Origin of the sequence: Actinomadura sp. WMMA1423 (genome assembly GCF_006547145.1) — a bacterium.
Classification (GTDB): Bacteria; Actinomycetota; Actinomycetes; order Streptosporangiales; family Streptosporangiaceae; genus Spirillospora.
In genome coordinates, this window is sequence record NZ_CP041244.1 from 5585939 (window position 1) to 5610735 (window position 24797).

Annotated in this window: 21 protein-coding genes and 1 pseudogene; 11 read left to right on the top strand and 11 right to left on the bottom strand. The window is 73.4% G+C overall.

Annotated features, from left to right (window positions below; genetic code table 11):
* Positions 1-69: 69 nt before the first annotated feature.
* A complete protein-coding gene (locus FKD65_RS25925; protein ID WP_141579948.1) occupies positions 70-1413 on the top strand; it encodes a cell wall metabolism sensor histidine kinase WalK in 1344 nt (447 codons plus the stop codon).
* A 64-nt stretch (positions 1414-1477) separates the two neighbouring features.
* Here FKD65_RS25925 and FKD65_RS25930 read toward each other — a convergent pair whose 3' ends face one another.
* Positions 1478-2026, bottom strand: coding sequence for a YceI family protein (locus FKD65_RS25930; protein ID WP_141579949.1), 549 nt, complete (start codon positions 2024-2026; stop codon positions 1478-1480).
* A gap of 235 nt (positions 2027-2261) precedes the next feature.
* Between FKD65_RS25930 and FKD65_RS25935 the strand changes: the two genes are divergently transcribed.
* The gene (locus FKD65_RS25935) at positions 2262-3056 is read left to right on the top strand and encodes a L,D-transpeptidase (RefSeq protein WP_240809601.1); all 795 of its coding nucleotides are present in this window, start codon (positions 2262-2264) and stop codon (positions 3054-3056) included.
* A 124-nt stretch (positions 3057-3180) separates the two neighbouring features.
* On the top strand, positions 3181-3909 hold the full coding sequence (locus FKD65_RS25940; protein WP_205718259.1) for a choice-of-anchor P family protein: 729 nt from the start codon (positions 3181-3183) through the stop codon (positions 3907-3909).
* 82 nt (positions 3910-3991) lie between these two features.
* Here FKD65_RS25940 and FKD65_RS25945 read toward each other — a convergent pair whose 3' ends face one another.
* A complete protein-coding gene (locus FKD65_RS25945; RefSeq protein ID WP_141579950.1) occupies positions 3992-4963 on the bottom strand; it encodes a GlxA family transcriptional regulator in 972 nt (323 codons plus the stop codon).
* 100 nt (positions 4964-5063) lie between these two features.
* Between FKD65_RS25945 and FKD65_RS25950 the strand changes: the two genes are divergently transcribed.
* Positions 5064-5912: a dienelactone hydrolase family protein gene (locus FKD65_RS25950; protein ID WP_141579951.1), complete on the top strand. Its 849-nt coding sequence runs from the start codon at positions 5064-5066 to the stop codon at positions 5910-5912.
* 34 nt (positions 5913-5946) lie between these two features.
* Here the strand turns inward: FKD65_RS25950 and FKD65_RS25955 are convergent, their stop codons facing one another.
* Positions 5947-6867 (bottom strand): alpha/beta fold hydrolase, encoded by a 921-nt coding sequence (locus FKD65_RS25955; protein WP_240809602.1) that lies wholly within the window; start codon positions 6865-6867, stop codon positions 5947-5949.
* Between the two features lie 93 nt (positions 6868-6960).
* Between FKD65_RS25955 and FKD65_RS25960 the strand changes: the two genes are divergently transcribed.
* Complete coding sequence (locus FKD65_RS25960) at positions 6961-7530, top strand: TetR/AcrR family transcriptional regulator (RefSeq protein ID WP_141579952.1); 570 nt, start codon at positions 6961-6963, stop codon at positions 7528-7530.
* On the opposite strand, the gene FKD65_RS25965 is transcribed toward FKD65_RS25960, so the two are convergent.
* Complete coding sequence (locus FKD65_RS25965) at positions 7451-8464, bottom strand: alpha/beta fold hydrolase (protein WP_240809603.1); 1014 nt, start codon at positions 8462-8464, stop codon at positions 7451-7453. The genes FKD65_RS25960 and FKD65_RS25965 overlap by 80 nt on opposite strands.
* 90 nt (positions 8465-8554) lie before the next feature.
* Entirely contained in the window at positions 8555-9082 is a 528-nt protein-coding gene (gene sigE / locus FKD65_RS25970) for an RNA polymerase sigma factor SigE (protein WP_141587076.1), read from the bottom strand.
* 219 nt (positions 9083-9301) lie between these two features.
* Here sigE and FKD65_RS25975 point away from each other — a divergent pair, with 219 nt between their 5' ends.
* Both FKD65_RS25975 and FKD65_RS25980 read left to right on the top strand, forming a co-directional pair.
* A complete protein-coding gene (locus FKD65_RS25975) occupies positions 9302-10876 on the top strand; it encodes an acyl-CoA synthetase (protein WP_141579953.1) in 1575 nt (524 codons plus the stop codon).
* Positions 10877-11003: 127 nt separating this feature from the next.
* A complete protein-coding gene (locus FKD65_RS25980) occupies positions 11004-12650 on the top strand; it encodes a serine/threonine-protein kinase (RefSeq protein WP_141579954.1) in 1647 nt (548 codons plus the stop codon).
* A 115-nt stretch (positions 12651-12765) separates the two neighbouring features.
* Here the strand turns inward: FKD65_RS25980 and rho are convergent.
* Positions 12766-13863: pseudogene (rho, locus tag FKD65_RS25985) on the bottom strand (transcription termination factor Rho); the annotation flags it as partial.
* A gap of 639 nt (positions 13864-14502) precedes the next feature.
* Here rho and FKD65_RS25990 point away from each other — a divergent pair.
* On the top strand, positions 14503-15279 hold the full coding sequence (locus tag FKD65_RS25990) for an enoyl-CoA hydratase/isomerase family protein (protein WP_141579956.1): 777 nt from the start codon (positions 14503-14505) through the stop codon (positions 15277-15279).
* Here FKD65_RS25990 and FKD65_RS25995 read toward each other — a convergent pair.
* From FKD65_RS25995 to FKD65_RS26005, 3 genes are all read right to left on the bottom strand, one after another.
* Positions 15276-16163 (bottom strand): hypothetical protein, encoded by an 888-nt coding sequence (locus FKD65_RS25995; protein WP_141579957.1) that lies wholly within the window; start codon positions 16161-16163, stop codon positions 15276-15278. The genes FKD65_RS25990 and FKD65_RS25995 overlap by 4 nt on opposite strands.
* Before the next feature lie 365 nt (positions 16164-16528).
* Positions 16529-17173 (bottom strand): response regulator transcription factor, encoded by a 645-nt coding sequence (locus tag FKD65_RS26000; protein WP_141579958.1) that lies wholly within the window; start codon positions 17171-17173, stop codon positions 16529-16531.
* On the bottom strand, positions 17137-18435 hold the full coding sequence (locus FKD65_RS26005; RefSeq protein ID WP_240809604.1) for a sensor histidine kinase: 1299 nt from the start codon (positions 18433-18435) through the stop codon (positions 17137-17139). The genes FKD65_RS26000 and FKD65_RS26005 overlap by 37 nt, the downstream gene beginning before the upstream one ends.
* 230 nt (positions 18436-18665) lie before the next feature.
* Here FKD65_RS26005 and FKD65_RS26010 point away from each other — a divergent pair, with 230 nt between their 5' ends.
* Complete coding sequence (locus FKD65_RS26010; RefSeq protein WP_141579959.1) at positions 18666-20081, top strand: DHA2 family efflux MFS transporter permease subunit; 1416 nt, start codon at positions 18666-18668, stop codon at positions 20079-20081.
* A complete protein-coding gene (gene mca, locus FKD65_RS26015) occupies positions 20078-20992 on the top strand; it encodes a mycothiol conjugate amidase Mca (RefSeq protein WP_141579960.1) in 915 nt (304 codons plus the stop codon). Before FKD65_RS26010 ends, mca begins: the two co-directional genes overlap by 4 nt.
* Here mca and FKD65_RS26020 read toward each other — a convergent pair.
* Positions 20946-21782: a polysaccharide deacetylase family protein gene (locus tag FKD65_RS26020; protein ID WP_141579961.1), complete on the bottom strand. Its 837-nt coding sequence runs from the start codon at positions 21780-21782 to the stop codon at positions 20946-20948. The two genes, mca and FKD65_RS26020, sit on opposite strands and share 47 nt — an antisense overlap.
* A gap of 495 nt (positions 21783-22277) precedes the next feature.
* On the opposite strand from FKD65_RS26020, the gene FKD65_RS26025 reads away from it, so the two are divergent.
* Positions 22278-23729: an MFS transporter gene (locus FKD65_RS26025; protein WP_205718260.1), complete on the top strand. Its 1452-nt coding sequence runs from the start codon at positions 22278-22280 to the stop codon at positions 23727-23729.
* On the opposite strand, the gene FKD65_RS26030 is transcribed toward FKD65_RS26025, so the two are convergent.
* The gene (locus FKD65_RS26030; RefSeq protein ID WP_141579962.1) at positions 23675-24496 is read right to left on the bottom strand and encodes a helix-turn-helix transcriptional regulator; all 822 of its coding nucleotides are present in this window, start codon (positions 24494-24496) and stop codon (positions 23675-23677) included. The genes FKD65_RS26025 and FKD65_RS26030 overlap by 55 nt on opposite strands.
* Positions 24497-24797: the final 301 nt, after the last annotated feature.

The following is a 24797-nucleotide window of genomic DNA, read 5'->3' on the forward strand; positions in this document are numbered from 1 at the left end:
CCGTTTCGTGACCGGCCGGTACCGTGTGTCGTCGCGTCGGGAAACCGGTACGTCGGTCCTGGAGGCCCCATGCGCATGCGCCCCCGCTCCATCCGGGCCAGGGACACGCTCGTCGCCGCGGTGATCGCCGCACTGGCGCTCGGCGTCACCGCGATCGGCGTGGACGTCGCCGTGCGCAGCGCAGTCAAGGCCGAACTGCTCCGCCGGACGCAGGTGGACGCGCGGCGGGTGAGCGGCGGCGTCCGCGACGGGACGCTGGAGGGCGCGATCCGCGGCGGCACCCGCGGCCGGGTCCTCGTCCAGGTCGTCGAGCCCGGCGGACGGGTGACGAACGCCACACCCGCCGGAACGGACAGACCACCGGTGAGCAGACTCTGGCCGCCGAGCAACATGCGGGTCCAGGACTTCACCGAGTGCCACGGCCGGTGGCCCGGACGCGAGTGCCTCGTGGTCGAGGCGATCCGGGTCAGCACCGCGCGCGACTCCGTGGTCGTGTACGCGGCGGCGCGGCAGCCGTCCTATCTGGTGAACGGGCTGCTGGAGACGGGGCTCGGCTCGGGCGTGCTGCTGCTGGCCGCCGTCGCCGCGTGGATCACCTGGCGCGTCGTCGGGCGCACGCTCGGCCCGGTCGAGGCGATCCGCGCCCAGCTCGCGGAGATCAGCGCCACCGACCTCAGCCGCCGGGTGCCGCAGCCTCCCGGCCAGGACGAGATCGCGCAGCTCGCCCGCACCGCCAACGAGACGCTCGACCGGCTGGAGCGGGCCGTCGCGCGGCAGCGGCAGTTCGCCTCCGACGCCTCGCACGAGCTGCGCACCCCGATCGCCGGGCTCCGGGCCAACCTGGAGGACGCCTCAATGCACCCGGAGGACAACGACCTGCGGGGCGTCATCGAGTCGGCGCTGCGCGACACCGACCGGCTGGAGTCGATCGTCACCGACCTGCTGCTGCTCGCCCGCATCGGCACCGGCGGGAGCGTGGTGCAGGAGCCGATCGACCTGGCCGCGCTCACCGGCGCCGAGGTCGGCGGCCGCACGTTCCGGCTGAAGATCGCCACCGAGCTCGCCCCCGGTGTCACGGTCCGGGGGGTGCGCATGCAGCTCGTCCGGCTGCTGTGCAACCTGCTCGACAACGCCGAGCGCTACGCGGAGTCCCGCGTGACGGTGGAGGTGGGCAGGCGGGGCGGCCAGGCGCTGCTCGTCGTCACCGACGACGGCATCGGCATCGCGCCGGCCGACCGGGAGCGCGTCTTCGAGCGCTTCACCCGCCTGGACACCGCGCGCAGCCGCGACGCGGGCGGCGCCGGCCTCGGCCTCGCGATCGCCCGCGAGATAGCCCAGGCCCACGGCGGGACGCTGCGGGTGGAGGACCACCCCTCCGGTGCCCGCTTCGCCCTCCTGCTCCCCCTGGGGTAGCGACCTGCCCCGGAACGGCGGAAGGGCCGCCCGGGACGGGCGGCCCTTCCGGCGATGGGAGTGCTCAGGCGCGGACGGCCTGGATCTCCAGCTGGATCTCGACCTTGTCACCGAGGAGGGCCTTGTCGCCCTTCAGCGGCACGTTGAACTCGATGCCCCAGTCCTTGCGGTTGATGGTGGTCCCGGCGGAGAACCCGGCGCGCGTGCCGCCCCACGGGTCCTCGCCGACGCCGTTGAACTCGACGGTGAGCGTGACCGGACGGGTGACGTCCTTGATCGTGAGCTCGCCGTCCAGGAGGTACTCGCCGCCCTCCTCGCGCACGCCGCTGGTCACGAACGTCATGGTCGGGTACTTCTCCACGTCGAGGACCTCGGCCGTCCGCATGTGGGCGTCGCGGTCGGCGTGGCGGGTGTCGATCGAGCCGACCTGGATGTCCGCCCTGGCGGTGGACGCGGCCAGGTCCTCGGCGATCTGCACGGTGCCGGTGAAGTCGGTGAACGTGCCGCGCACCTTGGTCATCAGGTGCCGGATCACGAAGGTGACCTCGGAGTGGGCGGGGTCGATGTTCCAGGTGCCTGCGGTCAGACCGGGGGCGACGGTGGCGATGCTCACGGGGTCTCCGTCCCTAATGCTTGAATCTTCAACGACTTGTCGAAGGTTAGTTGAGGGTTCAAACAGATGTCAATCCCGGGTTGTTCCCGCCCCCGCGGTGCCGTTCGGAGGAGGGCCGTGGAACACGGGCCGCGATCCGGTGCGCACATCGTGCAACCCCTCCGGGCCCTCGTGCGTAGAGAGCGGGCACAGAGGCGAGCCGGAGCCCTCTCCGGCGGGATCACTTGGAGTCTTCGTGAGCGACGAACCACCGCGCGCCGCCGGCCGGACGGCACGGACGGCGGCACCGGCCCTGCTGGTGACGGCCCTGCTCGTGACCGGATGCGGGGGAGGGCACAAAGGGGCGTCCGCCGGAGCGTCCCCCGCCGGCGGCCTGGACAAGCTGCCCCAGGCAACCACGTACACGACGCTGGACGACCTGCCGCGCGACGAGGCTCCGTCCGCCAAGGGCGACGGGACCGTGGTGCACCCGCACGACACCGTCCCCGTGTCGGCGAAGCCCGGCGCCCCCGCCATGGCGGAACTGCCGAGCACCCAGCTCAAGGGGCCCACCTGGGTGCCCGTCGTGGAGAGCCGGCCCGGCTGGCGGCGCGTGCTGCTGCCGAGCCGGCCGAACGGCGTGACCGGCTGGATCCCCGACTCCGGTCTGAAGACCGCGCGCAGCGCTAGCTCCGTCAGGGTCGACCTCGGCGACAGGAAGCTGACCCTGTTCCGCGGCGGCCGCCAGGTGGGCGCGTGGTCCGTGGCGGTCGGTGCGCCGAAGACCCCCACACCCACCGGACGGACGTTCCTGCTCGCCTCTCTCGCCCCTGAGAAGCCCGCCTACAGCCCCCTGATCCTGCCCGTCGGCGCGCACTCGGCCACCCTCGACACCTTCGGCGGCGGCCCAGGGACGGTCGCGTTCCACGGCTGGCCGTCCAAGGCGGTGTTCGGCAAGGCCGTGACGCACGGCTGCGTGCGGGTGCCCGCCGGCGCGCTGAAGCAGCTCGCCGAGGTCCCGCTCGGCACGACCGTCCTGATCACGGACTGACGGCCGTCCGGTCACCCGGCCCCGCGGCCGGTCCGCCCACCGCCTCACCCACCTTCACCACCTCACCGACCTTCACCACCCGCTTTCCACTCCCGCCAACATGAACCCCCTGAAGGAGAGAACCGTGCGTTTGCAGGCACTCACCAAATGCGCGGCGGTCGCCGGCGCGCTGGCCCTGCCGTTCGCCCTGTCGGCCGCCCCCGCCTCCGCCGCCCCGGCCGCCGGCCCGGGCGGCGCCGGCTCGGCGGTCGCCATCGCCGCCACCGGCTCCGTCGTCGTCCCGCCGACGTCCTCGGTGGCGTCGGCCGCGCAGCGGCCCGCCAGCAAGAGCGTGGCCGAGCTGCCCGCCAACCCGCTCATCGAGGCGCGGCTGCTGAACGGCTCCGCCTGGGCCGGGCACGGCCGCGCGTCCGTCACCGACCTGCGGGTGGCCAGGCTCGGGCTGTCCGCGCACGCGGTTTCCGCCAAGTGCGAGAACGGCGCCGGCGTCTCCCACGTGGCCGGTGCGACGCTGGGCGCCCGGGCGCTGAAGGTCGGCGCGACGCCCAACACCACCGTCACCACCGACCTGAAGGGCCTCGGCAACGTCACGGTCACGCTGAACAAGCAGGTCCGCGGGCAGGACGGGAACCTCACGGTCACCGCCATCGAGGTGTCGGCGACCCTGGCGGGCAAGACGCAGACGATCAGTATCGCGTCCGCCACCTGCGGCAAGAGCGGGGGCGGTCAGCCCGGCCAGCCCGGCGAGCCGTCGCAGCCTTCGCAGCCGGGCAAGCCCACGCCCGCTCCGACTCCGCCAGGCGAGGCCCCCGCCCCGACCCCGGTCCCCGGCGACCTCCCCGTCACCGGCTGAGCCGAGCGAACCCCTGGGCCGGGGCCCGCGCGGTGCGGCGCGCGGGCCCCGGCCTCTCGCTTCCGGCCCCGGTTCTCCGCCGTCAGCGGACCGGACGACCGAAGGCCACGCGGTAGTCCTTGGGACGCCGCCCGGTGTGCTTGGCGAAGAGCGCGGCGAACGTCCCGGCGTCCCGGTACCCGACGGCGGCGGCGACGGCGGCGACCGTCCGGTCGGTGGTCTCCAGGAGATGGCGGGCGCGCCGGACGCGGGCCGACTGGAGGTACTCGAGCGGGCTCCGGCCCGTCTCGTTCGCGAAACGCCGCAGCAGCGTCCGGGTGCTGACGTTGAACGCGTCCGCCAGCGCGGCGAGGTCGTAGCGGTCGGCGAGGTTCTGGTCGAGCCACCGCATGACCCTGCGGGAGAACTCGTGCCCGGGCTGCGGGAGGAGGCGGGCGTCGACGTACGGGGCCTGGGACGTGCGCGCGTCGTCCACGAGCGCCATCCGGGCGGTCGCCCGCGCCACGCCCCTGCCGCTGTGCCGGCGGACGAGTTCGAGCGCGAAGTCGTACATCGCGCTGAAGGCCGCCGTCGTCGTCACCCCCGCGTCGGTGGCCACCAGGAGGTCGGGCCGGACGTCGGCGTCCGGGCAGCGCCGGGCCAGCTCGTCCGCGAACAGCCAGGCCGTCGTGACCCGTCGCCGGTCGAGCAGTCCGGCCTCGGCGAGCAGGAAGGCCCCGACGCAGATCGAGACGACCGCCCCGCCGCCGTCGGCGTGCGACCGGATCGCCGCGATCTCCGGCGAGAGCCGCGCGAGCCCGGCGTCCACGTCGAGGCCCGGATGCAGTTCGAACCCCGGCACCACGAGGACGTCGGCGTCGCGGAGCGGGGACACGCTCAGAGCCACGCCGCCGGACGCGACGACCCGGCGGCGGGGCGACATGACCGTCACCTCGTAACCGGCGTGCTCCGGACCGGCGACGTGTCCGGCCATCGTGACCAGGTCGGGGACGCCGAACACCTCCGACGCGAAGCACCCCGGATAGGCCAGCACACCGACCCGCAACGCGCTCACACCAGCCTCCCTCACGTCCGCCCGCCAGTGGCGAGATTACCCCTGAACATGGCGATCCGGCCTCTCCCGATACCGGCCGGCCCCCGGGCACGCTGACCCCATGGAAACTGACGACGCCAGCACCAACGCGAGCAACACGGACACCCGCCATCTCGACGACCCCCTCGCGGACTTCTCCCGCCGGTACGTGGACGTGGACGGCGTGGTGAAGGCGGTCTACGTCGCGGGCACCGGTCCCGCCGTCGTGCTGATGCCCGAGATGCCCGGCATCAGCCCGGACGTCCTGCGGCTGGCGCGGTGGGTGCGGGACGCGGGCTTCACCGTCCACGTCCCGTCGCTCTTCGGCCGCGACGGCGCCCATCCCACGGCCGAGGACGGTGAGCGGATCGTCCGCCGGACGTGCGTGAGCGCCGAGTTCCGGGCGTTCGCCGGGGGCGGCACCAGCCCCGTCACGGCATGGCTGCGCGGGCTCGCCCGGCAGGCCCACGCCGAGTGCGGCGGCCCCGGGGTCGGCGCGATCGGGCTCTGCTTCACCGGCAACTTCGCGCTCACCATGGCGCTGGAACCGGCCGTCATCGCGCCGGTCGTGAACCACCCGTCGTTGCCGCTGGACGACCCCGCCGGCCTGGAGATCGGCGAGGAGGACGCCCGCGCGGTCAAGGAGCGCATCGCGCGTGACGGCCTGAAGGTCCTCGCCTACCGCTTCGAGGGCGACCGCTGGTGCACCGGGCAGCGCTTCGCCGCCTACCGGGCCCTGCTCGGGGACGCCTTCGACGGCCGCGTGCTCCCGGACGCCGCCGCGAACACCGACCCGACGCCGTTCTTCCGCGACGTCGTCGGGTCACCGCACAGCGTGGTCACCGCCCACCTCGTCGACGAGGAGGGGCACCCCACGCTCCAGGCCAGGGACGAGATCCTCGCCTATCTGGCCGAACGCCTGAAGCCCTAGACGCACTGTCCCGAACGCGCCGGTCACGCCGGGTTCACTTGCTGGAGATGCTCCACGCGCCCTCGCCGGCCGCGGCGGCGTTGTCGAAGGCGGTCCACGCGGCGTCGTCGACCTTGAGGGCGTCGAGGAGGTAGGCGGAGATCGCATCGGCGACCAGGGCGACGCGGGCGGGGTTCTCGTCGGTGGTCTCGGCGACCGCCTCGCCGGCGACGCCGCCCAGGGTGTGCTCGCCCTCGGCGACGACGAGCAGGCTCTTCGGGGACGGGCTGAGGCGGTAGGCGTCGGTGAACCACTCCGGCCCCCGGGTGGAGAGCCGCGACCTGTCCTCGCCGCCCGCGACGACCAGGGCCGGGGTGGTCATGGTGGAGTAGTCCGGCCTCATGAACGGGAGGTGTTCGGCGGCGAACGGGGTGAGCGAGTCGCCGGTCCCGGTCGCGGCGATCAGCGCGCCGGCCGAGACCGCGGAGTGGGAGAAGTCCTCTCCGGGGACGCCGTCGGCGTCGAGCACGCGCGCGCCGAGGACCGCGCCGGCGGTCTGGGCGCCCCAGGAGTGGCCGACGACCGCGATGCGCTCACGGTCCACGCGGGTCTCCAGGCCGCCGGCCTGGAGGAGGATGTCGCCGAGGCCGTCGAGGACCGCGTGGAGGTCGGAGATCCGGACGCGCCAGACGGTGGCGAAGCGCGGGTCGTCCCAGCCGATGGCGTTGCGGCGGGAGTCCAGGTGGGTGGGCTGCACCACGAGGAATCCGGCTGCGGCCCACCGGTCGACGAGGGGCTCGTACGCGTCCAGGGACCACGCGTTGCCGTGGGAGAACACGATGACCGGCAGGTTCCGGCCCGACAGCGGGACGGTGACCTTCACCTGAAGGTCGACGCCGCGGCCGGGCGCGGGAACGGTGATGGGCTTGACCGAGACGATCCGCGGGTCGAGCCGGCGGTGGGACATGGGAGACATGCGCTTCCTCCATGGACCGCTCTGCCATACTTTGGCGGAGCGTTGTTCCGCCAAACTAGCGGAACATTGTTCCGCGAGCAAAAGGAGGGCCCCGTGCCGGAACCCGTCGGAGTGCGCCGGGCACAGGCGCAGCGCACCCGCAGCGGCGTGCTGGCGGCCGCGGCGGCGGTCTTCGTGGAACAGGGCGTCCAGGCCCCCGTCCGCGACATCGCCGAACGCGCCGGCGTCGGCGTCGGCACGATCTACCGGAACTTCCCGACCCGGGCGGATCTCGTCACCGCCGTCTACCGGCACCAGATCGACACGGCCACCGCACTCGCCCCCCGGCTCCTGGAGGAGTCGGCCTCCCCGTTCACCGCCCTGACCCGCTGGGTGGACGCGTTCGTCGAGTTCCTGGTGACCAAGCACGGCCTCGGAGCCGCCCTGGGGTCCGGTGATCCAGGGCTGGAGAACCTCCACGCACTGATGCTCGACACCCTGGTCCCGGCCTGCGCGACGTTGCTCGAGGCATGCGCCGCCGCCGGCGAACTCGGCCCCGACATCACCGCCTACACGCTCATGCGCGCCATCGGCAACCTCTGCATCACCGGCCCCGACTACGGCCAGGCCGAAGCCAGGCACATGGTCGCCGTCCTCCTAGCCGGATGCCGACGCGAGGCATGAACCGGGACCACCGACCGCTTCGATCCGCCTTCGACCTAAGGCCTGTCTCGAAGTGGCCCCGGCCACGCGCGCGAACGCGTGACCTGCCCGGTGGAGCGAAGCCGGAGGCGAGCGGAGCCGGGCAGATCGCGAAGCGATGCCGCGTTCGCCCAGGCACGGTCACGTAGCGAGCCGCCAGGCGAGCGGAGTGGGCCGGGACTGTTGAAACACAGCCCTCCAGCCAGACGAAGCGGGCGTGGGGCAGGCGACGCTGGGCGCGGATGGCCTGGCTGCGCAGGAGCAGGCGGTCCTTGGTGCCCCACGCGATCGTGACCGGGACGTCCGCGCAGGAACCGAGGAACCGGGTGGCGCGGCCCGCGCGGAGGGTGGGCTCGAAGCCCGGGGCGTCCCGCATGGCGCGGGCGTCCCCAGCGAGGGTCTGGATGTCCATCAGGTCGGGACGGCCGTAGATCATCCCGAACATGAGGTTCCGGCGGCGCGGCGAGCGGGCCAGCCGGGTGAGGAACGTCTCCGGGACGCGGGCGCCGAGCCGCGAGGCGCGCAGCACCGACATGCCGTAGCGCAGTTCCAGGGCGTTGAAGAACCCGGCCGGGGACAGGGCCGTCGCCGAGCTGGCGAGGCCGCGGTCGGCGGCCTCCAGGGCGAACAGGCCGCCGAGCGAGTTGCCCGCGATGTGCGGGCGGTCCAGCCCGAGGGCGCCGAAGGCGTCGGCGAGGGCGGCGACGGCCGCGTCCAGCGTGTAGGGGGTGCCGGCGGGCAGCGGAGGGGAGTCGCCGAAGCCGGGGAGGTCGACCGCGATGACCTCGCGCTCGGCGGCGAGCAGGTCCATGACCGGCTCCCAGCCCTGGCGGCGGTGGCCGATGCCGTGCAGCAGGACGAGGGGCGGCCCCTCGCCGCGGCGCTCGAAAGCGATGTTCACCCGCGCGTTGTCCACGGGCGAAGGGTAGGCCGGAAGTTACTCAGCGGTCACTAGTGACGCTCGTCACTGCGTCAGCTCGTCATGCCCGCTCGGCACGCGCGCTCGTCACTGCGTGCATTCGGCGGGGCGGCGGTGCTCCAGGGCGGTGCGCAACTGGGCACGGCCCCGGTGGATGCGGGAGCGGACCGTGCCGAGCTTGACGTTCAGCGAGGCGGCGATCTCCTCGTAGGACAGGCCCTCGATGTCGCACAGCACGACGGCGGCGCGGTACTCGGGGGCCAGGCCGTCCAGCGCCTTCTGGATGTCGTGGTCGAGGTGGCGGTCGTCGTAGGCCTGCGCGGGGCCCGGCTCGCGGCCCTGGAGGCGCTCGGCGGCCTCGTCGCCGAGGGAGTCGAACCGGATGCGCTGCTTGCGGCGGGCGCGGTCGAGGAACAGGTTCGTCGTGATCCGGTGCAGCCAGCCCTCGAACGTGCCGGGGCTGTAGGACGACAGGGAGCGGAACACCCGGATGAAGACGTCCTGGGTCAGGTCCTCGGCGTCATGGCGGTTGCCCGTCAACCGGTAGGCCAGGCGGAACACCCTGGTCGAGTGCTCGCTGACGATCTCGTCCCACGTCGGCGGGGTCCACGCCATCGCACCTGCGCTCACCACTACCCCCGTCTGATATTCAATCGTTACGGCCAAGCATGCCGGTACCCAGATAAGAGCCGTGTAAGAACCTTCCGCTTGGCCGGATCAGGCGACGTGAGGTGTGACTCATCTCATTGGACGGAATGTCGACAAGGATTGAGTCGGCGGCCCTCCGCATGGAGGATCGGGGTCAGTCCCCACCCCGACACGCGAGGACGTGGCATGGCGCGAAGCTACAACCTGGCCGACCTGCTCGAGATCCTGGCCGCGGCGGGGCCGGACCGCCCCGCCCTGGTGGCCGGAGACGAGCGGCGGACGTACCGGCAGCTCAGCGAGCGGGCGAGCCGGTTCGGGCACCATCTGGCGGAGGCCGGCGTGCGGCCGGGCGAGCACGTGGCGATCCTCGCCTACAACCGGGCCGAGTGGATCGAGGCGATGCTCGGCGCTTTCAAGGTCCGCGCGGTCCCGATCCCGGTGAACTTCCGCTACGTCGCGGCCGAGCTGCGGCACGTCCTGGCCGACTCCGACTCGGTGGCGCTGGTCGGGGAGCGGTCCCTGCTGGCGAAGGTGGAGGAGATCCGCGGCGGGCTGCCGGAGCTGCGGCACGTCATCGTGCTGGAGGACGGCTCCGCCGCCGAGATCCCCGGAGCGGTCGAGTACGAGAAGGCGCTCGCGGGCGCCGCCCCCGACGACGACTTCCCCGAACGCTCCGGCGATGACCGCTACATCATGTACACGGGCGGCACGACGGGGTATCCGAAGGGCGTCGAGTGGCGCTGCGAGGACATCTTCTTCGGCGCGCTCGGCGGCGGGAACGTCCTCGGCGACCCCATCGGCAGCCCCGAGGAACTCGCCGCCAACGCCGACCAGCCCGCGATGGCCGTGCTCGACTGCGCGCCGGTCATGCACGGCGCGGGGCAGTGGGTCGCGTTCATGGGGTTGTTCAGCGGTGCCAAGGTCGTCCTCTACACCGACCACGCGTTCGACGCCGGCAAGGCCCTGCGGCTCCTCGCCGAGGAGCAGGCGAACGTGATGATGCTGGTCGGCGACGTCATGGCGCGCCCGGTCGCGAAGGCGCTCGCCTCCGGTGACCACGACACGTCCTCGCTGATGGCGATCGCGTCCGGCGGCGCGCCGCTGACCGAGGGGGCGAAGGCCGCGCTGCAGGAGCACCTCCCGAACATCATGTTCCTCGACAACTACGGCGCCTCGGAGACCGGCGCGTGCGGCCCGTCCGTCGGCGCCAAGGAGGGGACGGCCCGGTTCATGATGAAGCCGGGCATCACCGTCCTCGACGATGACCTGAACGTCGTCCGCCCCGGCGAGATCGGCAGGCTCGCGCGCAGCGGCCACATCCCGCTCGGCTACTACAACGACCCGGAGAAGACGGCGTCGACGTTCTTCACCGCCCCGGACGGGACGCGCTGGTCGATCCCCGGCGACTTCGCGAGCCTGGAGCAGGACGGGACGATCACGCTGCTCGGCCGCGGCTCACTGGTGATCAACACCGGCGGCGAGAAGGTGTACCCGGAGGAGGTCGAGGTCGCGCTCAAGGACCACCCCGCCGTGGAGGACGCGGTCGTCGTGGGCCTGCCGGACGAGCGCTTCGGGCAGCGCGTCGCCGCCGTCGTCGCGCCGCGCCCCGGCGCGACCGTGACGCTCGAGGAGCTGACCGAGTACTGCCGCGACCGCCTCGCCGGCTACAAGCTTCCACGGCAGATGACGCTGGTGGACGAGGTACAGCGAACTGCCGTCGGCAAGTCGGATTACAAGTGGGCCAGGAGTTTGCTCGCGTAGCGTACCGGTAACGTTACCCTGTGTGGTCATTACCACGTGGGGGCCCATTTTCCTCGATGGACGCCAGTCAAGAATCAATTGATGGCGTGGGAGCGTGCCTTGGGCGCGTTCCGGCGATTACCGCCCCATGAGTGGGGATCGGCTCATACCGCTCGCGCGACGGTATCGCCTGCTCTCTGTCGTCGGCAGAGGCGGCATGGGCACCGTCTGGCGGGCTTATGACGAGATGCTGGACCGGGACGTCGCGGTCAAGGAGGTCCACCTCCCCCCGCGCATCACCGAGGGCGAGCGCAGGGTGATGTGCAGGCGCCTGCTCTGCGAGGCCCGCGCGACCGCCGCGCTGCGGCATCCCGGCGTCGTCGCCGTGCACGACCTCATCATCGAGGACGGCCGTCCCTGGATCGTCATGGAGTTCCTGGAGGCGTGCTCCCTGCACAGGCTGGTCAGCGAGGACGGTCCGCTCGGCGTGCGCCGGACGGCCGAGATCGGCGCGGCGGTGCTGTCGGTGCTGCGCGCGTCGCACGCGGCGGGCATCCTGCACCGCGACGTCAAGCCCAGCAACGTCCTGCTCTGCGACGACGGCCGGGTCCTCCTCGGCGACTTCGGCCTCGCCGTCCACACCGGCAAGGGCCCGCAGCCGGCCGACACCCTGCTCTCGGGCATCGAGGGCTCGCCCGCCTACCTCCCGCCCGAGCGGGTGAACGGCCTGCCGAGCGTGGAGGCCTCCGACCTCTGGTCGCTCGGCGCGACGCTCTACACGGCGGTCGAGGGTTTCTCGCCGTTCCTGCGCTGCCACGCCCTGGCGTCGATGGTGGCGGTTCTCTTGGGCGACTACGCGCGCCCGGTCCGGGCCGGGCCGCTGACCCCGGTCATCGAGGGGCTGCTGCGGCAGCGGCCCGAGGACAGATTGACGGCCGAGGCCACCACGGAAATGCTGCAAAAGGTAATGGGAACGGTCCCGGAATCCGGTTTCACCAGGGCCCAGGTGCCGCATTCCCGCCGCCTTTCCACGCACCGGGCCGAGGGACCGCGGCGACGCGTTCCGTGGGCGCTCAGCGGCGCCTGGGTCTCGCGGGACGGATCGCGGACGCCGGCGCGGCGCGGTCCGCGCGTCCCGTGGGCGCTGCGCGGCGGCTCGCCCGGCGCGCCGTCCGGCGGCCCGTCGTGCGGTTCGCCGCGCGGCCGGTGGCGCGTCCCGATGCTGTCGTCGCGGCGGCTGAGGCCGGGAGCGGTCGCCAGCGTGGCGCTGCTCGCGGCGCTCGCGGCGGGGGCGGGCACCTGGACGGCCCGGTGGACGTCGATCGGCAAGGGCGACGCGGTCGCGCTGCGTCCGGCGGCGGGCGTCTCGATGAAGACGGCGAGGTACCACGAGGCGGGGGCCTACTCGGTGCGGGTGCCCGCGGGCTGGCAGGCCGAGCGGCGCGGCGGCGTGATGACCTGGAAGGACGAGGGAACCGGGCGGGGGCTGCGCATAGCCCCGGCTCCCGGCGACCCGCTGACCGGGCTGCGCGCCGAGGAGCGCGGCGCCGTGAAGGAGCACCGCTATCCCGGCTACCAGCGGCTGCGGCTCGAACCGGTGCCCGAGGTCGTCGACGGCGCCGCCGAGTGGGAGTTCACCTGGCGGGACGGGGAGCACGACGCCGTCCGCCACGTGCTGTGCGGCCGCGCGGCCGGGTACGAGTTCTGCTTCCACGCGCCCGATCCGGAGTGGACCCCGGGCCAGCGCCTCTACGACAAGATCCTCAAGTCGTTCAGACCCGAGAAGGGCGGCTGAGACCCGGACGACCGGAGCCCGCGCCGTCGTCGCAGGCCCGTGTCGAGCAGGCCCGTGTCGTGCAGGGGTCCTGTGACCAGATTCGTGTCCGGCGAGTGTTCGGGCAGGGGGCGGGTCAGGTCGTCTGCTGGAGGCGCAGGAGGAACTCGGCGTTGGAGGAGGTGCCCTTCATCTTCTCCAGGAGCTGCTCGACGGCCTGCTGCTTGTCCAGGCCCTGGAGGGCGCGGCGCAGGCGCCAGGAGAGGGCGAGCTCCTCGGGGGACATGAGCAGCTCGTCGCGGCGCGTTCCGGACGCCTCGATGTCGACGGCGGGGAAGACGCGGCGGTCGGCGAGGCTCCGGTCGAGCTTCAGCTCCATGTTGCCGGTGCCCTTGTACTCCTCGAAGAAGACGTCGTCCATGCGGGACCCCGTCTCCACCAGCGCGGTGGCGAGGATGGTGAGCGAGCCGCCGTTCTCGATGTTGCGGGCGGCCCCGAAGAACTTCTTCGGCGGGTAGATCGCGGTCGTCGCGACACCGCCGGCGAGGATGCGGCTGCTGGAGGGCGCCGCGAGGTTGTAGGCGCGGCCGAGCCGGGTGATGGAGTCGAGCAGCATGACCACGTCGTGGCCCTGCTCGACGAGGCGCTTGGCCCGCTCCACGGCGAGCTCGGCGAGCGCGGTGTGGTCGCGCGCGGGGCGGTCGAAGGTCGAGTGGATCACTTCGCCCCGCACCGTCCGCTGCAGGTCGGTGACCTCCTCGGGCCGCTCGTCGATGAGGACGACCATCAGGTGGACCTCGGGGTTGTTCTGCGCGATCGCGTTCGCGACGGCCTGCAGCACCATCGTCTTGCCGACCTTGGGCGGCGAGACGATCAGCCCGCGCTGCCCCTTGCCGATCGGCGCGACCAGGTCGATGACGCGGGTCGCGAGCGGGCCGGTGTCGAGGCGCAGCCGCTCCTCGGGGAACAGCGGGGTCAGCGCGCCGAACTCGGGGCGGCCCGCCGCCTCCTCGGCCGGGAGCCCGTTCACGGTCTCGACGCGGGCGAGGGTGGGCGAGTCGCCCCGGCCCTGCTTCGGTGCCCGCGCGAGGCCGGCGACGGCGTCACCGGGGCGCAGGTGGTGCGCCTTGACCTGGGCGAGGGAGACGTGGACGTCCTCCGGGCCGGCGAGGTAGCCGGACGTGCGGACGAACGCGTGCTTGTCCTGGACGGACAGGAGGCCCTGGAAGGGGATGGTCGGCGCGTCGTCGGCCGGGCGCCGCCCCTGCTGCCGCGCGTCCTTGCGGGCGCTCTGCGCGGACATGGCGTGCGCGCCGCGGGCGGGGGCCTTGCGTCCGCCCGCGGCGGGTTCGGTTTCGAGGGTGGGGGTGGACATACGGGTCCCTTCTCAGGCGGGCGCGCGGAGGTCGGCGCCGCCCGGAGTCGAAGTCCGCGTACGGCGGCGGAACCCGCGGCGCGTACGCGAGAGGAATGCGAGGAATGCAGCTCGGTCCACCGGGCTGACGTCGGCTCCCTTGTGCGGCGGCCCCGCACGCCGTGTGCGTGCCGGACCGGAAAGTCACCGGGCGCTCAGATGGCCCGGGCGGGGAAGAGACGTCCTCGACGCGAGTCGTGAGAATCCAAGGACGTTGCCACGACAGTACAGCAATCGGGGCCGCTTTCGCATTCCCCGAGGTCGGTGACCGCTCTCATACGGGTGACCCCCTGCGTCCGGTCCGGCTCCGCGGCCTTCCCCCGCCCGCGCCGCCGGTCTCCATGCTCACGACCGTTATGACTACCGGATCGGCCTCCGGGTTCCGGCGGTCGTCCGGTGATCGGTTCCGGGCGCCGGGCGAATACGATGAGCCGCGCCGGTCAGGGGCGAGGGGGGACGATGGGCGAGGGGCTGCGGTTCGAGGTCGCGGGCGGCGTCGGGACGGTCGTGATCGACCGGCCGGCCAAGCGGAACGCCATGTCGGCGGACATGTGGCGGGCGCTGCCCGGCATCCTGGACGGGTTCGCCGCCGACCCCGCCGTCCGGGTCGTGGTGCTGACGGGGGCGGGCGGGAACTTCTGCGCGGGCGCCGACATCTCCGAGCTGGACGACATCCACCGCGACGACGACTCGCACCTGTCGACGGTCGCCGAGCGGGCGCTCGCCGCGTTCCGCAAGCCGACGCTCGCCGCGATCGAGGGCTACTGCGTGGGGGGCGGCTGCCAGCTCGCGGCCGCCTGCGACCTGCGGTTCGCGGCGCGGGGCGCGCGGTTCGGGATCACGCCGGCCAGGCTCGGCATCGTCTACCCGGCCGCCGCGACGGCGCGGCTCGTCCGGCTGGTGGGCCCGTCGGCGGCCAAGTACCTGCTCTACTCCGCCGACCTGGTCGACGCCGAGCACGCCCTGCGCATCGGGCTGCTGGACGAGGTGGTCCCCGAGGGCGGCCTGCACGACCGCGTCGCCGCGTTCACCGAGACCCTCGCGTCCCGCTCCCTGCTCACCCAGCAGGCGAGCAAGGACATCGTGGACGCCATCGTCGCCGCCGGCCCGGTGGCGGAGAGGACGCAGCGGTGGCTCGCCGAGGTGGCCGCCAGCGGCGAGGTCGAGGAGGGCATCGCCGCGTTCCTCGAACGCCGCGCGCCCGAGTTCCCATGGACGGCGCCCCTGCGTCCCTAGGAGTTGAGGGCGGGCCACGCGGAGACGTCGCAGAACCGGCCCTCGGGGAGGCGGTGGAGGCGTCCGGCGGCGGCGTCGGGATCGTCGAGCAGCCCGGCGGCTCCGGGACGGCGCAGCTCGGCGAGCGGCAGCACCCCGCACACCAGCGACTCCGGCGTCCGCACCACGAGGAGCGGCCCGATCTGCGCGCCGCCCCGGTCGACGTCGCGCAGCGTGCCCAGCAGGGCCCGTGCCGGGCCGGTGGACTCCACGCAGTGCTCGCGCAGCGCAGTCACCAGGTCGATGAAGTCGAGCTCCAGGGCGCGGGGGCTGCGGCCGGACAGGTAGTAGCGGTCGCCGTCGGCCAGCTCGACGCGCAGCCCGTGGTGCGCGGCGAACCGCTCGAACGGGCCGGTCAGGGCGGGCCGCTCCCCGGCCGGTGCGACGGTGAGGGTCCCGGCGACCAGGTCGGCGGGGTCGGCGCCGAGGGAGGCCGCCACCGCCTGGTCGAGCCGCCCGACGAGGTGCCTGCGGAGCGCGGCGGTCTCGGCGGCCAGCCGCTCCACGGCCGCGCGCTGCTCCTCGGCCGCGTCCCGCTGCTCCTTCAGCCGGCCGCTCACGTCCGGCACCAGCCGGTCGTTGATCTGCGTGACGAGCGAGCGGATCCGGGCGTCGGTCTCGCCGAGCGCCGCGCGGTCGCGCTCGGCGTCGGCGGCGAGCCGGTCCAGGCGCTCGCGCTGGGACGCGCGGAACTCCTCCAGCTCGTCACGGGTGCCCTTGAGGGCGCGGAGCTGCGTGCGGATGTCGGCGATCTCCGGGGCGCCCGGCGTCCGCCCGCGCTCGAACGCCAGGTACAGCTCCCGCCCGGCGATCGCCAGGCACAGCAGAACCAGAACCACCGTCATAGCGCCCTCCCCGGGCCTGCTCGCGGGGCAGACTATGCCACCGCGGGGCCCCCGGCGGAACGACTCGGCTGTGTTTCAAAGTCCCGGCCCACTTCGCTCGCCTGGCGGCTCGCTACGTGACCGTGCCTGGGCGAACGCGGCATCGCTTCGCGATCCGCCCGGTTCCGCTCGCCTCCGGCTTCGCCGCACCGGGCAGGTCACGCGTTCGCGCGCGTGGCTTCGGCCACTTCGAGACAGTCCCTAGGCCGGTCAGGGGACGGAAACGGGCTCAGCACCGCGCTGGGGACGACCCTCGAAGCTCGGCTCGGTTTAGTGCCCTTGCGGGGGGCCGACCCCCCACACCCCCCGGGCTCGCTCCGCTCGGTTTAGCGGTTGAGGTAGGCGAGGACGGCGAGGACGCGCCGGTTGTCGTCGCCGGTGACGGCGAGGTCGAGCTTGGTGAAGATGTTCGCGGTGTGCTTGGTGACCGCGCGCTCGGTGACGACGAGCCGCTCCGCGATCGCCGCGTTGGAGCGCCCCTGCGCCATCAGCTCCAGGACCTCGGTCTCGCGCGGGGTGAGGCGGGCGAGCGGGGTGTCGCGGGTGCCCCGGGCGACGAGCCGGGAGATGACCTCGGGGTCCATCGCGGTGCCGCCCGCCGCGACCCGGCGGACCGCGTCCACGAACTGAGCCGCGTCGAACACCCGGTCCTTGAGCAGGTAGCCGATCGCGCCGGTCCCGTCGGCGAGCAGCTCGCGGGCGTAGAGCTGCTCGACGTACTGCGACAGCACGAGGACGGGCAGGCCCGGGACCTGCCGCCGCGCCTCCAGCGCCGCCTGGAGTCCCTCGTCGGTGAAGGACGGGGGCAGGCGCACGTCGACCACCGCCACGTCCGGGCGGTGGTCGAGCAGTGCCTTCAGCAGGGACGGCCCGTTGTCGACGGCCGCCGCGATCTCGAAGTCGTGCGACTCCAGGAGGCTGACGAGGCCCTCCCTCAGGAGGGCGAGATCTTCGGCGAGGACAACGCGCACGGCAGCTCCATGGTGACGATCGTCGGGCCGCCCGGGGGCGAGCTGATGGCGAGGACGCCGTCGAATGTACCGATCCGCCGCTCGATCCCGCGCAGCCCCGAGCCGCCCTCGAGGTTCGCGCCGCCCCGGCCGTCGTCGGTGACGCTGATGCGCAGCATGCCGTCCGCGTACCGCAGGTCGACCCAGACGCGGGACGCGCCGGAGTGCTTGGCCGCGTTGGTGAGGATCTCCGAGACCGCGAAGTAGGCGGCTGACTCGACCGGCGGCTCGGGGCGCGCCGGCAGGTCGGCCGACACCTCGACGTCCAGCGGGTGGTCGAGCGCGAGGGCCCGGACCGCGTCCCCGATGCCCCGGTCGGCGAGCACCGGCGGGTGGATGCCGCGGACGAGGTCGCGCAGCTCGTGCAGCGCCTTCGCCGACGAGGCGCGGGTCTCGGCGAGCAGGATGCGGGCCTTCTCGGGGTCCTTGTCGAGCAGGTGCTCGATGGCGCCGAGGCTCATGCCCATCGCGACGAGCCGGGCCTGGGCGCCGTCGTGCAGGTCGCGCTCGATGCGGCGCAGCTCGGCGGCGGAGGCGTCCACGGCCTCCGACCGGGTCTCGGTGAGGTGCTGGACGCGCAGCGCGAGCTCGGACTTCTTCGTCGGGCCGAGGATGGCGCGGCCCCACTCCCCGTAGAAGGACAGCATCCACGGGCCGATGAGGTACCCGGCGGCGATGCACGCGGTTGCGACGGCCACCGTGGACAGGATTCGCCCGGTGTCGCGGCCGTACCCCTCGGTGACGTGGACGTAGGCGTACCAGTCGCTGCCGCCGTAGTGCCCGATCATGTCCCCGGCGAAGATCGCGACCGCGTATCCCCACACCCCGTAGAGGATCAGCAGGCCGGGCAGCGCCGCGGTGAACACCGCCACGAACGGGTCCGAGACGACCCACAGGTAGTCCCGCCACGTGGCGGGATCGCTGATCAGTGCGATGAACCGCTTGAACACCCCGTGCACGCCGGGCTCCTTTTCCGGCTCCGGCAGGTACGGCCGGGCGATCCGGACGTCGGTCCAGCGGTTGAGGCGGACCCGGTAGGCGTCGAGCCGCTCGCGCAGCAGCATCGTCGCGGACGGGAACAGCAGCACCCCGACGAAGCTCGTGATCATCGAGATGACCGTGATGAACCACAGGCCGACGAGCATCGCGGGAATGGAGAGCAGCCAGAGCGCCAGCCCCCGCCAGGGCGCCCGCACATGCCGTTGCAGCCGAGTCTCTTGCACCAGTCCACCGTCCACCGGATCCTCCGCGGGTCGCTTGCCGTCTGGAGTCCAGTCTTCTGGCGGCGCCCCTGGAGCACAGTGTGCCCGCAACCCGAGCGCGAGGTGTACCTGAGTACACCCCGGGCCCTCCGCCCTCACCCCGGTTGGTAGGTCGAACATAAAAATAGTCTTGACCAATGAAGTGGAGCGAACCTAAATTTAGGCCCGCTCAACAGATTTGGAGACCTCCCATGACCGCCCCCGTGCGCGCCCCGGCGGCGCCCCGGCCGGCCGACAGGCTCGATCCGGCGCTGCTGAAGGCGTCGTTCGTCCTGGTCCTCGGCCCGGTACTCGCCCTGCTCGACACGACGATCGTGACGGTCGGACTGGACTCGGTCGCCCGCGAGTTCCACAGCCGGCCCGCCACGCTGCAATGGGTGTCGGCCGGATACCTCCTGGCCGTCTCGATGGTGATGCCGCTGGCGGGCTGGGCGGGCGACCGGTTCGGTGCCCGCAGGATGTGGCTGGTCTCGGTCGCCCTGTTCGCCGCCGGGTCCGCCCTCTGCGGCGTCGCGTGGTCGGCCGGGAGCCTGATCCTGTTCCGCGTCCTCCAGGGCGTCGGCGGGGGGCTGATCCAGCCGCTCGGGCAGTCCATCGTCGTCCGGGCCGCCGGGCCCGGCCGCCTCGGCCGCGTCTTCGGCATCACCGTCCTTCCGCTGACGTTCGCCCCGGTCCTCGGCCCGGTCCTCGGCGGAGCGATCGTCGACCGGTTCGACTGGCGCTGGATGTTCCTGGTGAACGTGCCGATCGGCCTGCTGACACTGCTGCTGGCGGTCCGCTACGTCCCGTCGGACCCGGGGCGGGCGACCGGCGGCGCCCGCCTGGACGTCCTCGGCCTGGCGCTGCTGTCCCCGGGGCTGGCCGCACTCGTCTACGGCTTCTCCGCAGTCGGCGAGGAGGGCTTCGGGGCCCCCGGCGTCGCCTTCCCGCTGCTGTCCGGCGCGGTGCTCGTGCTCGGCTACGTCGCGCATGCCCTGCGCCGCCGCGCGGCGGCCCTGATCGACCCGCGCCTGTTCGCCCGGCGCGGCTTCGCGGTCGCCACGGCCAACTCGTTCCTTCAGGGCGCCGCGCTCTACGGCTCCATGCTGCTGCTTCCGCTCTACTACCAGCAGGTCGAGCACGCGTCCGCGCTGGAGGCGGGTCTCCTGCTCGCCCCGCAGGCCCTCGGGACGGCCGCCGCCACGTTCCTCGCGAGCCGCCTGGCCGACCGCATGGCGCCCCGGCCGCTGATCCTCACCGGCATCCTGCTGACCCTCGCGGGCACGGTCGCCTTCACCCGGACGGGCTCCTCGCCGGCGGAGTGGCTCCTCGTCGCGTCGCTGGTCGTGCGTGGCGCGGGACTCGGAGTCGTCATGGCGCCCGGGATGGCCGCGGTCTACGCGGGGATCGAGCGCCACGAGGTCGTCCGCGCCGCCGGGGCCGTCAACACGGTCAACCGGGTCGGCGGCTCGCTGGGCATCGCGGTGTTCGCGGTCGTCCTGCAACGCTCCCTGGACGGCCACGCCCCCGCCGTCGCCTACGGCCGCACCTTCTGGTGGGCGGTGGGCCTGTCCGCCCTGACCCTCGTTCCCGCCCTGTTCTACCCGTCCAGGAAGGAGAACCGATGAGGTTCCGGCTGCTCAGCGTGCACGCGCATCCCGACGACGAGTCGAGCAAGGGCGCCGCCACGCTCGCCAAGTACGCGGCCGAGGGGGTGGACGTCCTGGTCGCGACCTGCACCGGCGGGGAGCGCGGCGACGTGCTCAACCCCGCGATGGACCGGCCCGAGATCCGGGCGGACCTGCCGGCGGTCCGCCGGGCGGAGATGGAGGCGGCGCGCCGGATCCTCGGCGTCCGGCAGCGGTTCCTCGGCTTCGTCGACTCCGGTCTGCCCGCCCCCGGCGAGCCCCTCCCGGACGGCTGCTTCGCCCAGACGCCCCTCGCCGAGGCCGCCCGCCCGCTCGTGGCGCTGATCCGCGAGTTCCGCCCGCACGTGGTCGTCACCTACGACGAGACGGGCGGCTATCCGCACCCGGACCACGTCAGGACGCACGAGGTGACGGCGGAGGCCTTCGACGCGTCCGGCGACCCGTCCCGCTACTCGGGGACGGGTGAGCCGTGGCTGCCCGAGAAGCTCTACTACCAGGGAGCCTTCTCGAAGGAGTGGTTCCAGGCCCTGCATGACGGGATGGCCCGGCGCGGCCTCGAGTCGGGCATCGGGCCGATCCTCGCAGAGTGGCCGGACACCGCGCCGAAGCTCGACATCACCACCCGCGTCCCCTGCGAGGACTACTTCGCCGTCCGGGACCAGGCCCTGCTCGCGCACGCGACGCAGATCGACCCGGACGCGGGCTTCATGGCTCACCCGCGCGACGTCGAACGCGCCGTCTGGCCGACCGAGGATTACCACCTCGCGCGCTCCCGCGTCGGCACGGATCTCCCCGAGGACGACCTGTTCGCCGGGCTCCGCCGGCGGCCGGACGGCGGGGCGGTCAGAGCGCGACGAAGGCCAGGCCGCGCTTCTTCATCTTCGGGATGACGGTGTCCAGGGCCTTCAGGGTCTGGGAGCGGTCGCCGCCCCCGTCGTGGCAGAGCATGATGTTGCCGGCCTTGCCCTTCATGAGCGTGCGGCGGATGTGGCCGACGCCGGGGCGTGCCCAGTCGCGCGGGTCGACGGCCCAGTCGACCGGGAGCATGTCGTGCTCTTCCACCAGGTCCAGGATCGTCTTCGACCACGCGCCGCCGGGTGAGCGGAAGAACTGCGGGACGACGCCGGTGACGTCGGCGATCCGGTCGTGCGCATCGACGATCTCCTTGCGGACCCGCTTCCTCCCCATGCTCCCGATGCTGATCGGGTGCGTCTGCGTGTGGTTGCAGATCTGGTGCCCGGCGTCGGCGATGCGGCGGGTGAGCTTGGGGAACTCCTTCACCTGCTCGCCGATGACGAAGAACGTCGCGTGGATCCCGTGCTCGGCCAGCAGGTCGAGCACGCGGGGCGTCCACAGGGGGCTGGGGCCGTCGTCGATGGTGAGGGCGATCGATTCCGGGGGCGGCGGAGGGGAGAGCTGCGTCAGCTCCCGGACGGGTTTCTCCAGCGCCGTGAGCTTTCCCGACGTCCACGGGGCGGGCCGGGGGGTCGGCGTCGGGGTGGGCGTCGGGGTCGGATGGATGACCGGCCGCGCGCGGGGGGTGGGGACGGCCCACGCGGGCTTCCCGGTCCCGTGCGGCGGGCGCGCGCCGTCCGCGCCGAGGGCGGCCAGACCCGCGGCCGCCCCGACGAGCCAGAGAGCTTTGCGGCGGGATGTCCCACCAGAGTCCTCAACCTCCACAAGTCCCACGCTATCGGGGTTTTGGACGGGGTCGGGGGTGCTAAGGGATCACAATCGGCTCACCTGAGTGGACCAATTTCGGACCCGAGGACAGCGTCGCAGGTCGGGCCACTGATCATGGTCGTCCATCTGGCGGCGCCGGTCCCGCGGGAAGGTCGCAGACCCGTGCGCGGGGCGAGCCGACGACGGCGCCGATCGTGTTTCGCGGAGGTGTACCGTCTTCAGTGCGAATCGGGGGCCGGACGTCCCTGCCCGGAACGAGGCGGGACGGCCGAGCGATCACGGCCCGGCGCAGCAGGCGTGCGGTGAGAGCGACCAGGCAGTGCGCCGCGGGGGCCGATCTGTACTGGACGGCGCCCCACGCCCGCTGACCCCGTCGCCGGGCCCGATCCGCCGAAGACCGCGCGGCCCCGCGGTGTTCACCGGCCCGCCCGTGCGGGCCCCCGTCGGCACGCCCCACCGCAACCCGGTGGCGGCGGCCGGTGTTGTCCCTCCATGTCCTCGACCGATCTCCCCCCTGCCACTGGATCCCCGGCCACCGGGCCCCGCCGGCCCGCCCTCATGCTCGCGGTGCTGCTCGCCGGGCAGTTCATGGTCAACGTCGACATCGCGGTCGTGAACGTCGCGGGTCCGTCCGTCAAGGAGGACCTGCGGCCGTCCGGCGGCGCCCTCGAGCTGGTCGTCTCCGGCTACACGCTCGCGTACGCCGTCCTGCTGGTCACCGGTGCCCGGCTCGGGCAGGCGCGCGGCCACCGGCGGATGTTCCTGCTCGGGCTCGGCGCGTTCACCGCTGCCTCGCTCGCGTGCGGCCTCGCCCCCTCCACCGGCGCGCTGGTCGCCGCGCGGCTGGTGCAGGGCGCGGCCGGGGCGCTGATGGTGCCGCAGGTCCTGTCGGGCATCCAGCTCCACTTCACCGGTCCGGCGCGGGCGCGGGCGCAGGGGCTGCTCGCCGTGGCGCTGTCCGGCGGCGCGGTCGCGGGGCAGGTGCTCGGCGGCGTGCTGGTCTCGGCCGATCTGGGCGGGCTCGGCTGGCGTCCGGTCTTCCTGGTCAACGTCCCGGCCGGGGTCGTGCTGCTCGCGGCCGGACTGCGGCTGCTGCCGGCGGACCCGGGCGGCGGCCGCGCCCGCCTCGACCTCGGCGGGGCGGCACTGCTGTCGGCGGCGGCGCTGCTGGTGGTCGTCCCGCTGCTGTTCGGGCGCGAGGCGGGATGGCCGCCGTGGACCTGGGCGTCGCTCGCGGCCTGCCCGCCGGTGACCGCCCTGTTCGTCAGGCGGCAGCGGCGCGTCGAGTCGCCGCTGCTGGAGCCCGGCGTGCTCGGCAGCCCGGTCGTGGCGTGGACGCTCGGCGCGCTCGGCGCGGCCACCGGAACCTTCTACGCGATGATGTTCGTCCTCGCCCTCTACCTGCAGGACGGGCTGGGCCGCAGCGCCCTGTTCTCCGGCCTGGTGCTCGTGCCGTGGGTCGCCGCCTTCGGGATCGCGGGGCCGCTCACACCGCGCCTCCCCGCCCGGATGGCGGGCCGCGCGCCCGTCGCCGGCTACCTGCTGCTCGCGGCCGTATACATCACGGCCGGGCTCACCCGGGTGGACGGGACGGCGCTCGCCGCCCTGCTCGGCTTCGGCGGGCTCGGACTCGGCCTGGGGTTCGCGCCGCAGCTCGCGCGGCTGACGGCGCACGTCCCGGACCGGTACGCCGCGGACATCAGCGGGCTGGTCAACATGAACTTCCAGCTCGCGGGCGTCGCGGGCGTCGCCGTCTTCGGGACCCTGTACCTCGGCGTCCCCGGCGGCCACGCGCAGGCGTTCAGCACCGTGATGCTCGGCTTCGGCGGGACGGCCCTCGCCGCGGCCGCCGCCTCGTCCGCCGGGCGCCGGGCCGCACGGCGCGAGGATCAGGGGAGCAGCCCCGCGCGGCGGGCGGTGGTCACGGCCTCCAGGCGGGTGTGACTGTCGAGCTTGCGCATCGCCGACCGCAGGTAGCTCTTCACCGTCTCCGGCAGCAGCCCGAGGCGCGCGGCGGCCTCCGCGTTGGTGCAGCCGATCGCGACGTACGACAGGACGTCCAGCTCGCGGGGCGACAACACGGGGCGCGGCGAGGTGTCGGGCTCGTCCAGCCCCGCCGCCGCGAGCCGCAGCGACGCCTCCCGCAGCCGGTCGCGGGTCGGCAGGTCGCTGACCTGCTCGGCGAGCGCCCGCAGCTCGGCGTGCACGGCCCGGACCTCCTCCCAGCGCGCCGCCGACGTGCCGGGCGGGGTCCGCGCCAGCGCCTCGTCGGCCCGGTCCTGGACGGCGAGGTCCTGTTCGAGGTCGCGGGCCGCCTCGACGGCCGCGCCCACGACGCGGTCGGCGAGCGAGAGGGGCTCGCGCAGCGCTCCGTAGAGGACGCCCCGGACGCGCCGCCGCACGACGATCGGGACCGCGACGATCGACAGCAGCCCCTCGCGGCCGACGGGCTTGTCGTAGTCGTGGCTGATCGACGCCGAGCACGGGTAGTTGCTCACCCAGGCGGGGCGTCCCATCGCCATCGCCTTGCCGCCGAGCCCGTTGCCGTGCCGCACGACGAGACCGCTCAGGGAGTCGGTCGTGTTGCCGACCAGCTCGGTGATCACCAGCCGGTCCTGGCCGCTGAGGGCGCCCCCGAACACCATGGGCAGGCCCGTCGTGCGCTGCAGCGTCAGCACCGCGGACCGGACGGCTCCCACGTCATCGCCCATGCTTCCGAAGCATGCCCTGCCGGGCCCCCGGCCCGAAAGCCCGGAGGCGAACGAACCTGGGGCCGGTCGCGAGACGGCCTCGGCCGCGCGCGCGAACGCGTGACCTGGCCGGTGCCGCGAAGCCGGAGGCGAGCGGCACCGGGCAGATCGCGAAGCGATGCCGCGTTCGCCCAGGCACGGTCACGTAGTGAGCCGCCAGGCGAGCGAAGTGGGCCGGGACTGCTGAAACACAGCCTAGAAGACTGCTGAAGATCTTGGGGTTTTGGTCCCGCCGCGGATGCGGCGGGGCCAGTGTGTTGTG